Annotated in this window: 10 protein-coding genes; 6 read left to right on the top strand and 4 right to left on the bottom strand. The window is 70.7% G+C overall.

All coding sequences use genetic code 11. From position 1 onward, the window contains the following. Positions 1–978, top strand: a 978-nt coding sequence (locus HG543_RS43840; RefSeq protein WP_169350909.1) for a site-2 protease family protein, incomplete at its 5' end; no start/stop codon positions are given. Positions 979–1,093: 115 nt separating this feature from the next. Here HG543_RS43840 and HG543_RS43835 read toward each other — a convergent pair. The 3 genes from HG543_RS43835 to HG543_RS43825 form a co-directional block, all read right to left on the bottom strand. Beyond that, complete coding sequence (locus HG543_RS43835) at positions 1,094–1,846, bottom strand: phospholipase D family protein (protein WP_169350908.1); 753 nt, start codon at positions 1,844–1,846, stop codon at positions 1,094–1,096. Between the two features lie 347 nt (positions 1,847–2,193). Then, positions 2,194–3,582, bottom strand: a complete 1,389-nt coding sequence (locus HG543_RS43830; RefSeq protein ID WP_169350907.1) for a hypothetical protein — start codon at positions 3,580–3,582, stop codon at positions 2,194–2,196. A gap of 311 nt (positions 3,583–3,893) precedes the next feature. Then, the gene (locus HG543_RS43825) at positions 3,894–4,310 is read right to left on the bottom strand and encodes a hypothetical protein (protein ID WP_246357729.1); all 417 of its coding nucleotides are present in this window, start codon (positions 4,308–4,310) and stop codon (positions 3,894–3,896) included. Between the two features lie 203 nt (positions 4,311–4,513). Here HG543_RS43825 and HG543_RS43820 point away from each other — a divergent pair, with 203 nt between their 5' ends. The 5 genes from HG543_RS43820 to HG543_RS43800 all read left to right on the top strand — a co-directional run bounded on the left by HG543_RS43820 (position 4,514) and on the right by HG543_RS43800 (position 11,965). Further along, positions 4,514–7,606 (top strand): aminotransferase class I/II-fold pyridoxal phosphate-dependent enzyme, encoded by a 3,093-nt coding sequence (locus tag HG543_RS43820; protein ID WP_169350905.1) that lies wholly within the window; start codon positions 4,514–4,516, stop codon positions 7,604–7,606. A gap of 164 nt (positions 7,607–7,770) precedes the next feature. Then, positions 7,771–8,769, top strand: a complete 999-nt coding sequence (locus HG543_RS43815) for a class I SAM-dependent methyltransferase (RefSeq protein WP_169350904.1) — start codon at positions 7,771–7,773, stop codon at positions 8,767–8,769. A 74-nt stretch (positions 8,770–8,843) separates the two neighbouring features. After that, positions 8,844–9,665: a hypothetical protein gene (locus HG543_RS43810; protein WP_371876571.1), complete on the top strand. Its 822-nt coding sequence runs from the start codon at positions 8,844–8,846 to the stop codon at positions 9,663–9,665. A 68-nt stretch (positions 9,666–9,733) separates the two neighbouring features. Next, complete coding sequence (locus HG543_RS43805) at positions 9,734–10,537, top strand: DUF4190 domain-containing protein (RefSeq protein ID WP_169350901.1); 804 nt, start codon at positions 9,734–9,736, stop codon at positions 10,535–10,537. A 39-nt stretch (positions 10,538–10,576) separates the two neighbouring features. Then, entirely contained in the window at positions 10,577–11,965 is a 1,389-nt protein-coding gene (locus tag HG543_RS43800; protein ID WP_169350903.1) for a WS/DGAT/MGAT family O-acyltransferase, read from the top strand. 51 nt (positions 11,966–12,016) lie between these two features. On the opposite strand, the gene HG543_RS43795 is transcribed toward HG543_RS43800, so the two are convergent. Next, positions 12,017–12,760: FG-GAP repeat domain-containing protein (locus HG543_RS43795; protein ID WP_169350902.1), on the bottom strand; the 744-nt coding region annotated here is incomplete at its 5' end.

The raw sequence follows: 12,760 nt of genomic DNA, 5'->3' as shown, positions 1-12,760 counted from the left end.
GGGCTGGGGGTGGCGGTGGGGCTGTTCGCCTCGGTGTTCGTGCACGAGCTGGCGCACACCCTCTACGCGCTGGCGCGGGGCGGCCGGGTGCGCTCGATTACGCTGATGATGGTGGGCGGCGTGTCGGAATTGACGGAGGCGCCGCCGCGGCCCCGGGACGAGGCACTGATGGCGCTGGTGGGGCCGCTGACGAGCATCTTCCTGGCGGCGGGGTTCGGCGCGGTGACGTGGCTCTTGAAGGACACGTTCTCCTTCAACCTCCAGTTCGCGTGCTTCTACCTGGCGAGCCTCAACCTCTTCCTGGGGCTCTTCAACCTGCTGCCGGCGTTCCCCATGGATGGAGGGCGCATCGTGCGCGCGTCGCTGACAGGAAGGCTGGGGGTGCTGCGGGCGACGAAGGTGGCCTCGGTGATGGGGCGGAGCTTCGCGGTGCTGTTCGGCGTGTGGGGCGTGCTGTCGCTCAACCCGTTCCTGCTGGTCATCGCGGTGTTCATCTACCTGGGCGCGGAGGGCGAGGCGCGACAGGCGCGGATGAAGGCCACGCTGGAGCGGGTGCCGGTGTCGGCGCTGATGACGCCGCGGGTGGGGGGCGTGGACGCCACGTCGTCCCTGTGGGACGCGATGTGGGCCCTGCGGCGGGAGCGGCGGCTGATGCTGCCGGTGACGGAGGACGGCCGGCCCGTGGGCTGGGTGGAGATGCAGACGCTGAGCACGGTGCCGGACGAGGAGCGGGCCACGCGCGCCGCGCGGGAGCTGATGCTGCCGGTGGAGACGGTGGGGCTGGAGGAGGATGGGTGGACGGCCCTGCGGCGCATGGCGGAGAAGGAGGTGCCGCAGCTCGCCGTGGTGACGGCGGATGGGACGCTCGCGGGCACCATCGATGTGGCCGACGTGCAGCGCGGGCTGATGCTGTACGAATCCCGGGTGGAGCGCCGCGAGCGTCAGGCGCGGGGCTTCCAGCGGGAGCGGCCGGCGTAGGCAGGGTGATGCCCGTTACGGTGCCCCACAAGACTCAGGAGCATCGGTCGACAACGCCAACCGACGCTCCTGGGGGTCTGGCGAATGGGGCCTGAATGTCTTCAGCGAGCGCGGGTCAGCCCATAGGCCAGTCGAGACGATTGCGGTTCGCTTTGAAGCACGGGTAGCAAGACGGTTTGAGCTTGGTGGCGGAGTGTTCGTTCCCGCAGACGTGGCAATGCATCTCGGGCTCTTCCTCGTCTCCATCCCAGTCGTCAAAGCAAGCCCGGCAGAAGGGGTGGGTTGGGCGCAGTTGGATGGGCTCCTGGCAGCGGATGCAGTAGCCCGTGGGCTGTCCTGGGGTGGGCTGCTCTGCTCGTGTCCTCGCAGGAGCAGACGCGGCGGCAGCAGGCGCGAGAGCCTCTGTCGGAGTCTCGGGCTTCACCCGCTCAATGGAGATCTGAACCTCCTCACTCATCCGGAGGACGCGTTGCACCTCGTCCCATATCTCCTGGTACAGCGCCGGGTCCTCTGTCTTGGTGACATGAATCCCCATCTCCGTGTTGTTGACCTGCGAGAACTCATAGAGATTCATCGAGGTGACAATGGCCTCGTGCTCGTTCAGGTAGCACTTGGCATGGAGATTCTTGCAGTAGCTCAGGCGGACGGACTTGACGCTGCGAATCCACTCGGCTTCGGACGGCTGGAGCTCGTTCTTTCCGTAGATGATACGGATGTCGATTTTGAAGACGTCTCGGTCGAGAAGCGCTGACTTCAGTCGCTCATTGATTTTGAGGTAGGGGCTGACGAGAATGAGTTTCTCGTTCGCCTTATTGATCAACTTTTGAAGATGATACGAGACGCCAGTGGTGTCGAGGAACTTGGCCATTGAGCGCGAGGCGGGGCGAGGACCCGATAGGACCAGGGAAGAGCCAGAGTCTGCCGAGGCTGCATATGAGGCACAACGTCGAAGTGCGGAGCAGGGTTTGGCCGCCCATGCATGGTAGGCACCGACTCGGGCTGGGTGGATATGAACCCCTCAAGGCTTTGGCGTACCGTCGACGCGGTGAAGCATCCACATGCTTCTTGCACATGTTGCTCTGCATCACTGCGCGAGACACTGCTCAAAGTCGAGTCCTGCGGCGTGTGATGCCTTTCACCGAGTGAGTTGCTCAGCTTGAGCTTCAAAGCTTCCAGCGGGAGCGGCCGGCGTAGGGCCGCTCCCGGTCCTTCGCGCTACTTCGACTCCGGCAGCGTCCACGTCATGGAGAACCGGTGCGCCCCGCCGGGGGCGCTGTCCATCCACCCCGTAATCCGCTCACTGCGCTCCAGCAGCGGACCCAGCTCGGAGCTGACGGCGAAGAGGGCGGCGAGCTGCTCGTCGGCGAGCACGTCCGACAGGCCCACCTGGCCGAGCCCGCGCGCCAGCTTCTGCGGGTCCAGCGTGAAGTCCGCCGCGCGCTCCTGCTTCGCGCCCGCCGCCGGCAGCGCCGCCAGCGTGGCCTGCGTCACCGCCTCGTCGTTGCCCACCACCAGCTGCTTGTCCTTCAGCCGCACGAAGACGCTGCCGCCCTTCACCGCCAGCGCCCAGCCATCCGCCAGCGTCTTCGCGCCCGGGAAGTTGCCCAGCGGCGCCAGCGCGGACTTCACCGCCGCCGCGTCCGTCACCTCCGCCGCCAGCGCCTGCTTCACCGAGAAGAAGCGCACCTCCGGCGCCCGCAGCGAGCCGCGCACCTGCACGTTGTCCATGTTCACCAGCAGGTTGCCGGTGAGCTGCTTCGCCACCGCGTCCGCCACCGACTGCACCTGCTCCTTCGGGCACTCGGGGCACACGGCCTGAATCGTCGCGCGCAGCGAGCCCACCGCCTGCTGCACCCCCGCGGGCGCCACCGCCACGCGCGAGAAGAGCATCCCCGTGGGCTGCATCGCCGCGTAGGGGCTGGTGCCCTTCGCCTGGAAGGGCGGCAGCGGCAGCTTCACCGCGGTGCCCTCCACCTTCAGCACGTTGCCCGTGCCGTCCAGCCCCACCACCGTGCCGCCCGTGGCGAGGTACGCCGCGCCCGGCACCTTCCCCAGCCGCGCGTCCGGCGCCGGCGCCTTGCCCACCAGCTTCACCGACTCCTTCAGCAGCGCGGCCCCCGCCTCGTCGATGGCTCCGAAGGCGCACACCTCCGTGCCCTTCAGCGCGTAGCCCATGGCCCCGCCGGCCGAGCGCTTCACGCTCACCGACGTCACGCCCTTGGAGGTGGTGGGCTTCACGTCCGCGCCACCAGCCGCCGTCATCGCCTCGGCGGCCTTCGCCTGGAACGTCTTCGCGTCCTTCACGCGCATGCAGGACACGCGGCCGTCCGCGCGCAGCGACACCGTGGCCGGGCCCGCCGGGTCCAGCCCCGAGGCGGACAGCGTCTCCGGCTTCGTGGGGTCGATGACGAGGAAGGGGTGCAGCTCCGCGCGCCAGGCCTCGGGCCGCAGCATCGCCGAGTGGGTGCCCGCACGCGCCAGGAAGGCGGACAGGCCCCCCATCGCATCCAGCTGGGGGACATGGACCACGGTCTGCGCCGCCGAGGCGGAGCGGGGAGCGGGAGCCGCGGCCAGGGTGGCCGCGAGGACGAGCGAGGAGAACATGCCCCCGTGAGAACAGCCGTGCTCCGGGGCTGTCAAGGATGACGCGCCCCCAGGGGCACCCCGAGTGTCTCCCGTCCGAGACTCGCTACTGCACCCAGCGGGGTGGCGCCAGCCCGCCCCCCGTCTTCCCCCCGGGCGTCGAATGCCTCACCTGACGCCTCGGCGTGCCCTGGGGATGGGCCCGGGGCTTGTGGCCCCGGGGCCCGGCGGGCTTCGTGGAACGCGCCTGCGGCACCGCACGGCGCGTCTGTCGTGGACGGGCTGCCCTCACCATCAACACCCTCCTCAGGGGGGCAACCCCGTCCGCCACCTCACAGGCGGCCGGCGTTGGCCCAGTCAATCATCCGCTCCGCCAGCTCCTCGGCGTTGCGGCGCAGGTGCGCGAGCTGCAGCACCTGGTCATCCGTACGGGCCAGCGCCATGCGCAGCGCCAGCGTGTCCGCGAAGCGCACCACCTGCGCGATGCTGATGCAGACCCGGTCCTCCGACGCCCCCGCGAAGCGCGCCACCTCCGCGTCCACCGTGTGGCCCTCCACCATCAGCGCCTGCACCAGCGCCTCACGCGCCACCGGGTGCTCGTACTCCTCCGGATTGCGGAGCTGGCGCTTCCACGGCTGCGCCTCCCACCGCATCCGCGCCGGATCTCGCGAGACGCGCTGCGTCAGCGAGTGAGTTCCCCCCAACTGCTGCATTCCGGCCACGGCCGGCGTCCAGACGTTCATCTCCATCACTGCCCCCTCTCCACTACGGGGTTCCATCCACGGGCCTGGCGACATCGATGCATCACCGGCGAGCCCCTGTTCCGGGCCGCACACCCCTAATTACGGCGAAGCTCCGATTCCTTGACTCGCCCCAGGGCGCCAAAGAGTTACGTCCGGACGCCAGGGTCAACGTTGACAGGTGGGCGGTGGACCACGACATTCCGCGCGCCATGGCTACCTACCCCGCCACACCCCGCGAGGCCTTCCACCTGCTGCGCGCGCTGTCGGAAGACCTGTCCCATCCGGACCGGCGTCCGCGCGCGCTGACGGAGTTACGCGAGCTGGCCGAGGCCTCGCGCCACCAGCCGGAGACCGCGCCGCTGCGGCTGGTGACAGTGACGGTGGCGGTGGGCGCGTCCCAGGAGCGGCTGGAGCTGTTCCTCCTGCCGTCCATCTTCGCCCCCGAGGCGTGGGCCTACACCTTCATGGAGGGCCTGTTGAGCGTGCCGCTCGACGAGTACGCCGGGAAGCGGCTCGTGGAGGTGGGCGCGGGCTCGGGGTGGATTTGCATCGCCCTGGCGAAGTTCACCCGGCTGGCGCACGTGCATGGCGCGGACCTCAACCCGCACTCGCCGGTGGTGGCCCGCTGCAACGCGTGGCTCAACGGCGACGAGGCGCTGGTGTCGCGCCTGTCCTTCGGGGAGAGCGACCTGCTCAAGGGCGTCCCCTCGCAGGCCCCGTGGGACTTCGTGGTGGGCTGCATCCCCCAGGTGCTGCGCGGCGAGGAGCTGCCGGCGGAGCTGTCCCAGGCGGACGAGCAGGCGCTGTATGACTTGTCCAACTACTGCACGCTGCAGAACGTCTACGAGGACCACTTCGGCCTGGGGCTCATCGCGAAGCTGCTGGACGAGTCGCCGGAGCGGCTGGCGCCGGGCGGGAGGCTGCTGCTCAACCTCGCGGGCCGGCCGGGGCGCCCCATCATCGCGCGCATGTTCACCCGGCGCGGCTTCACCACCCGGGTGCGCGTGGCGCGGCGGGTGATGCAGGCGGCGGACACGGACATCCGCCCGCTGGTGGCGCTGGAGCAGCGCACCGGGCGCGAGTTCGAGTTCTTCATGGAGGCCCGCAGCCCCGAGCCGCTGCGCGCCGCCACGGCGCTGGGCTGGCTGCAGGCGGGCCATCCGGTGTGGCACGAGGTGGCCGTCTGGGAGGCGCACCTCGCGCAGCCCCGCGAGACGCTGGCCCTGCGCGCGGCCCTGCGCGAATTGGGTGCCTCCTCGCTGCAGGAGGAGCTGGACCTGGGCGCGGCGTCGGCCGAGCAGCTCGGCTTCGTCGCGGAGCTGGCGGCGCGGCTGGCGCGCGGCCCGCTGATGCCGTACGCGCACGAGGCGGGCGACGCGTCCTTCCGGAGCCTCGTGGTGCGCTACCTGGAGCGCTACTTCGGGCTGCGGCTGGCGGAAGAAGAATTGTTCGTCGCGCCCGAGCGCGAGCAGGCCGTGTACTCGCTGCTCATGGCCACGTGCGACCCGGGCGACGCGGTGCTGGTGTCGCGCAACCTGCAGCCGCTCTACGCGCGGGCGCTGGAGAAGGCGGGCGTGCGCGCCACGGTGACGCACACCACGCTGGAGGAGGTGCGCCGGCTGCTCACCGCCTTCGACGTGAAGCTGGTGCTGCTGACGGTGGAGAAGGGCGAGCGCACCAACCTCGCGGTGCTGCGAGACATCCTCGCGGAGGCCGCGCGGCGGGGCATCTGGGTGGTGCTGGACGAGAGCGCCTTCTTCAACATCACCGGCGAGGTGGAGCCCCTCACGCTCTTCGAGTTCCTCGCGCGCGAGCCGCACGCGCCCAACCTCGTGGTGCTCTACGGCCTCATCAAGAACGCGGTGTGGCCGGACCTGGAGCTGACGCTGCTGCTCCCCGTGCCGGAGCCGCTGCGCGCGGACCTGGAGGTGGCGGCGGAGGTGACGTACTCGCGCATCAGCACGCTGGCGCAGTGGTTCTACGAGCGCACCTTCGCGGACCTCCTGTCCTTCCGCATCTCCTTCGCGGAGCCGGAGGCGCCCGCGTCCCGGCGCGCGCCGGTGGTGCCGCTGCCCCGCTCGAAGCGCATCGCCCGGCTGGCGGGCTTCCCCGCCTTCGCGCCCAGGGTGTTCCGCGAGGATGACCCGGAGCTGGTGCGGCTGGACTACGGGGAGAACGAGGGTCCGCTGCCCGCGCCGCTGGTGGAGGGGCTCATCGCCGCGGGCTCCGCGCCGCGCGAGTCGGGCGCGCAGACGGGGCTGACGGAGGCGGTGGCGGCCTTCCTGCTGGAGACGCGCGCCGTGCGCTACGCGCCGGAGGACCTGGTGATGGCGCCGGGCGTGTGGCCACTCATCCACCACCTCGCCGTGGCGCTGCACCGGCGGCTGGGGCGCGCGCCGCGCGTGTTCCTCGCCACCCCGTGCTACGGCGTGCTGCCGCCCACCTTCGTGTCCGCCGGCTGCGACGTGGAGCAGGGGCCGCTGTCCTCCCTGCTGGCGCGGCGGGGGCAGGGCGGCGGGGCGCCGGACGCCGTCGTCGTCTCACAGCCCTCCAACCCCACGGGCACGTACCTCGCGCAGGAGGAGCTGGTGGCGCTGGCCACCTACGTGGTGGAGCAGCGCTGCCTCCTGGTGTCGGACGAAATCTTCGGGCTCGTGAATCTCACCAGCCCCACGGCGGAGACGGTGCACAGCCCGGTGACGCTGGAGGGCGCTGTGCCCGGCGTGGGGGCCCGCACGGTGCTGGTGGGCGGCCTGTCGAAGGAGTTCGCCGCGGGCGGGCTGCGCGTGGGCTGGCTGGCCACGCGCGACAGGGCCCTGTCGGCGGCGGTGCGCGACAGCGGCCCGGGCGTGCTGCACCTGGTGACGGCACGCGCGGCGGCGTACCTGTACGCGGCCTACGCGCGCAACCCGGACGGACAGCTCCACTACCCGGCGCGGCACCGCGCGCTGCGCTCCTTCCTGACGAAGATGCGGCGCGACCTCGCGGAGAAGCGCGCGCTGCTGTCGGAGGCGCTGCCGGGGGATGGGCGCTCGGACGCGGGGGACGCGGGGGGCCTCTTCCTGGCGCCCCGCATGTCGGCGTGGCTGGGCCGCGAGGTGGACGGCGTGCGCCTCACGCCGGAGAACCTGCCCCGCGTCATCTACGAGCACACGCACGTGGTCCTCAATGGCGGCCCGTGGTGCGGCGACGCGGAGCGCGTCCGCGCGGTGTTCTCCATCCCTCGCGAGAAGCTGGTGAAGGCGCGCGAGCGGCTCCTGGCCTTCGGCGCGAAGCTGCGCCCGCGACCGGGGTCTTCCTGACACCTGTTGCACAGCCGCGACGGAACCTGTTCAGCCAGGGACAATCCCACTGCCCCCAGGCTGGATGGGCCGGACTCCGGAACTCCCGCATGGTGTGAAATCCCGGTGCCCGTGAGGGCCGGCTTCGTTGCACGACACATCCAAGCATCCGGGGGGATGCCACCATGCCGAATCTGCTCGACCTGCCTCGACAGGCATTGATGGACCTGCGTTCTCGTCTGAGCCACCTGCCGTTGGTGTCCCAGCTTCCGCTGCGCAACGTGGTGCCGGACAGCCTCGCGCTGTCCAGTCCGGCGCCGCAGGACCACGCGCTCGCCGACCCGGAACGGGTGGAGGCGTGGCAACGCGCGTGTGAGCGCTACGTGCGGCCCGGGCTCGTGGTGATGGACGCGTGCACCGGTACGGGACTGCGCACCTTCCTGGCGGCCAGTCGTCACCCGAAGAAGCTGTACGCGGTGGACGGCTCGCGGCAGCTGGACACGGCGCAGTGGGTGGCGCGGCGCAACGGGCTGGAGAACATCGACTTCGTGCGCTCGCACCCCTGGCAGTACCACCCACCGGAGAAGGTGGACGTGCTGATGCACGAGCTGCTGGGCGAGGCCCTCTTCGAAACGGGCCTGGTGCCGAGGATGCTGGACTTGCGCACCCGGATGCTGAAGCCGGGCGGGCGCATCCTTCCCAACCGCTTCGAGGTCTTCGTGGAGCCGGTGCAGCTGCGCGACGAGGCCTGCATCCCCTTCATCTGGAGCCAGCGCTTCCCCAGCGTGGACTACAGCTGCCTGCAGACGCTGCGCGAGGCGATGAACCCGTCCTACTTCACGCGCGTCATCCGCTCGTACGAGGTGGACCACCTCTTGTGCGACCCGGAGCCCGCCTTCGCCTTCGACCTGGAGACGATGGCGGCCGACGGCCTGCCGCACCGGGTGCGCTTCTCGCGGCCCGTGGTGGAGGAGGGGCGCGTGGACGGCTTCTGCCTCTTCTACAAGGTGGCCTTCGACGCCGAGCTGTCCTTCAACGTGTCGCCGCTGCGCGGGCAGAACCACGCGGGCATGACGCTCTTGCGCGTGGACTCGCGCGAGTTCGAGCGCTTCGAGACGCTCTCCTTCGAGCTGGAGATGGCGGACCCCGGCGACGTGCGCACCTGGCGCTGGCAGTTCACCTGAGTGCCTGGCCCGCGAGCGGGAGTGCTCGCGGGTGGACAGCGTGGGGGAGGGGAGGCTCCAGCGGAGGAGGCACCGTGGCTACCTTGCGCCGCGGCATGCCTTCTTCCCGAGTCCTCTTCGTCTTGTCCCTGGCCCTGGGCGCCGTGCTGCCCGCCGCCGCCCAGACGTCCTCCGAGCGCCCGCGCACCGTGGCCGGCGTGTGCGGCGCCACCAACTGGGCGTGCGTGGCCGAGTGCATCGACGCCGAGTGTGTCGACAAGTGCCTGCGCGAGGATTGTGAGAACGCGCTGGCGAAGCTCAAGGCCTGCACCGAGAAGGCGGGCTGTGCGCCGGATGACACGCAGTGTTCGAAGCGCACGTGTGGCGGCACCTGCCAGCGCTCGTTCGAGCCGGCCCCGCCCAGCCCGGAGAAGGAGCGGGCGGACCCGTGCCAGGGCGTGCAGGCCGCGAAGCCGCCCGAGGAGCTGGTGGGGTTGTGGACGCTGTCCGCCGCCAGCCTCCCCGAGGAGGAGAGCGGCGGGCCCGAGCGAATCGAGGCCCAGCCCCGCGCGGACTACGCGCGCACGCTCCAGGTGATGCCCAACGGCTGCTTCGTGCTGCGCACCGCGCTGGAGGAGGCCACGCTGGGCCAGGGCAACAAGCTGGTGGTCCGCGCCTGGGGCACGCTGGAGGTGTCCGACAAGGACAAGCTGACGCTGCGCACGCGGGACGGCCAGGCGGTGGGTCCGGTGTGTGGCGACAAGCGCGTCATCCCCCTGAGCCGCAAGAAGCTGAAGTTCCGCGGCGGCACCTACCGCTGGGACCTGGAGAAAGAGGTGCTCACACTCATGGTGGATGACGCCACCAAGCAGACCTTCCAGTTCGACCGCACGCCGCAGGAGGAGGGCAAGAAGTAGGCGGGAGGGGGGAGCGCGGGGACGGCTCCGGCTGTGCGAAAGTCTCGGGACTCATCGAGGGGGAGCCCATGAACGCGCAGCCGCTGTCCGCCACACCCGTCACCGAGGGGGCCGTGTGCAACACCCACCCGGACCGGGCCGCCCTGGGGACGTGTGCCCGGTGCGGGACGTTCTACTGCTCGGAAGACCGCGAGCTGGTGCACGGCAAGATCTACTGCGGCACGTGCGCGGTGCTTCCGGAGGTGGACTACCTGGAGGCCTTCCGGCTGAAGTACTGGGGCAAGCGCGATGCGTGGGCGTGGCTCGTGGGCCTCGGCGCGGTGGCCAACATCCTCCTGGGAGGCATCACCGTCGCGGTGGGCGCGGCGGAGTCGCTGCTGTTCGGGCTGTTCCTCCTCGCGGCGGGCGTGGTGGGCGCGTGCTTCTGGCTCGGCATGCCCTGGGCGCGCCTGGGCTTCCTCTTCGTCCCGGTGGGCTCCATCATCGTCGGGGCGGCGACGGAAGGGGCCGTGGCGATTGCTCGCGGAGTGCTGCCCCTGGCCATCGCCATCTGCATCTACAACGACACCCGCAACAAGCTCTTCTTCAAGGAGCCGGTTCCAGCCGAGACGCTGCAGAAGGCGTGGGACCTCTACATGAACAACACGATGGCGAGGGCGGGCTTCTACCTCGGCATCCTGGGGGTGCTCGTGCCCGGCGTGGGCGTCATCGCCATCATCTGCTCCGTCATCGGCCTGCGCCGGGTGAACCCGAACGCGCATCCACCGATTGGTCGCAAGGGGCAGGCCATCACGGGCATCATCCTCGGCTGTATATCGCTGGTGGGCTGGGTCGCCATGATGACGGCGTTCTCCCGCGCCATGGGCGACTGAGCACGAGTCGGGTTGTCACAGCGGGAGGGACGTGGAGCGATGGCGGCGCAGGAGCGGATGGCGAGTGTGGACGCCCTGTGGTTCCACATGGAGGAACCCGCCAACCTGATGATGATTACCGCCGTGCTCTGGTTCGAGGGCCGGCTGGACTTCGAGCGGCTCCAGGCGGTGGTGCGCGAGCGGCTGGTGGAGCGCTACCCGCGCTTCCGGCAGCGCGTGGTGCTGGGGCCCCTGGGCGGACCGCACTGGGAGGAGGCGCGGGACTTCGACCTGGACGCGCACCTGTCGCGGCTCCCGGTGCCGGCGCCTGGAGACCGGGCGGCGCTGGAGACGCTGGTGGGGCAGTGGATGAGCACGCCGCTGGAGCGCTCCCGGCCGCTGTGGCAGCTGCACGTGCTGGAGGGCGCGCAGGGCGGGGACGTGCTGCTGTGCCGGCTGCACCACTGCCTCGCGGATGGAATCGCGCTGGCGCGGGTGCTGCTGACGCTCACGGATGACGAGGGCGTGCACGAGGGCGTGGCCGCAGAGCTTCGCGAGCCATCGCGGCGGGCCGAGGACGGGCTGTCGAAGTGGATGCGGCGGGCGAGGGTGGTGGCGGGGACGGCGCGCACGGTGCTGCGCAAGGGCGCTGAGATGGCGGCGGAGCCCATCCTCGCGGGGGACCTGATGCGCCAGGGGGCCCGGGCGGCGGCGGCGGCGACGAAGGTGCTGGTGATTCCGCAGGACCCGCGCACGCCACTGCGCGGGCCGCTGGGCACGGAGAAGCGAGCCGCGTGGTCGGACCCGGTGCCGCTGGAGCGGGTGAAGGCGTTGGGGCGCGCGCTGGGCTGCACGGTGAATGACGTGCTGCTGGCGGCGGTGACGGGCGCGCTGCGGCGGTACCTGGAGGCGCGCGACGTGGTGCCCGAGGACGTGCACGCGCTGGTGCCGGTGAACCTGCGGCCCCTGGACGAGCCGGTGCCGCGCGAGCTGGGCAATCGGTTCGGCGTGGTGTTCCTGCGGTTGCCGGTACACGTCGAGGAGCCGCGGCGGCGGTTGCTCGAGTTGGCGCGGCGGATGGGGCAGGTGAAGCGCTCGCCGGAGGCGGTGGTGACGTTCAGCGCGCTGGAGGTGCTGGGGTTCGCGCCGGCGGCCATGGAGCGGGCGATGGTGGATGCCTTCGGCTCCAAGGCGACGCTGGTGGCCACCAACGTGCCGGGCCCGCGCGAGGCCGTATCCCTGGCGGGCACGAAGCTGGGCGGGCTCACGTTCTGGGTGCCCCAGGCCGGACACCTGGGCCTGGGGGTGAGCCTCTTCAGCTACGCCGGGCAGGTGACCGTGGGCGTGGCCGCGGACGTGGGACGCATGCCAGACCCACATGAGCTCATCCGTGCGTTCCACGCGGAGGTGGAGGCGCTGGCGGAGGCGGCGGTTCTCCCGGCGGGATGAACAGGTGCCGCGCGCCGTGACGACAGCGCGCGGCACGAGGTTCCCGGTGCTTCAGTACAGTTGCACGTCCGCGCCATCGTTGCCGAAGCCGATGATGTCGGCCCGGCCATTACCGTTGATGTCGGCCGCGGTGCGCGGGTGCATCTCCACGTGCCAGCCCTGGCTGTAGCCAAACTCGTAGAGCCAGAACTGTCCGGCGGTGAAGCCAGTGCCCGTGGACAAGGCGACGTACACCCCACCATTGGCGAAGCCGACGATGTCGGCGCGTCCGTCGCCGTTCACGTCCGCCACGGTGCGCGGATGCTGCTCCACGAGCCACCCCCCGGCGTTGTAGCCATACTCGCCAAGCCAGAACTGGCCGGCAGTGAAGCCGGTGCCCGTGGACAGCGCGACGTACACCCCGTCATTGGCGAAGCCGACAATGTCGGCGCGTCCATCGCGGTTGACGTCCGCTGCGGTGCGCGGGTGCTTCTCCACGCGCCAACCCCCGGCATCGTAGCCAAACTCGCCAAGCCAGAACTGGCCGGCAGTGAAGCCAGTGCCCGTGGACAGCGCGACGTACACCCCGTCATTGGCGAAGCCGACGATGTCGGCGCGTCCGTCGCCGTTCACGTCCGCCACGGTGCGCGGATGCTTCTCCACGCGCCAACCCCCGGCATCGTAGCCAAACTCGCCAAGCCAGAACTGGCCGGCAGTGAAGCCAGTGCCCGTGGACAGCGCGACGTACACCCCGTCATTGGCGAAGCCGACAATGTCGGCGCGTCCATCGCGGTTGACGTCCGCTGCGGTGCGCGG

It is taken from the genome of Pyxidicoccus fallax (assembly GCF_012933655.1).
GTDB classification, from domain to species: Bacteria; Myxococcota; Myxococcia; order Myxococcales; family Myxococcaceae; genus Myxococcus; species Myxococcus fallax.
The sequence above is the reverse complement of the archived record's forward strand: the minus strand, read 5'-3'. Positions and strand labels throughout refer to the sequence as shown.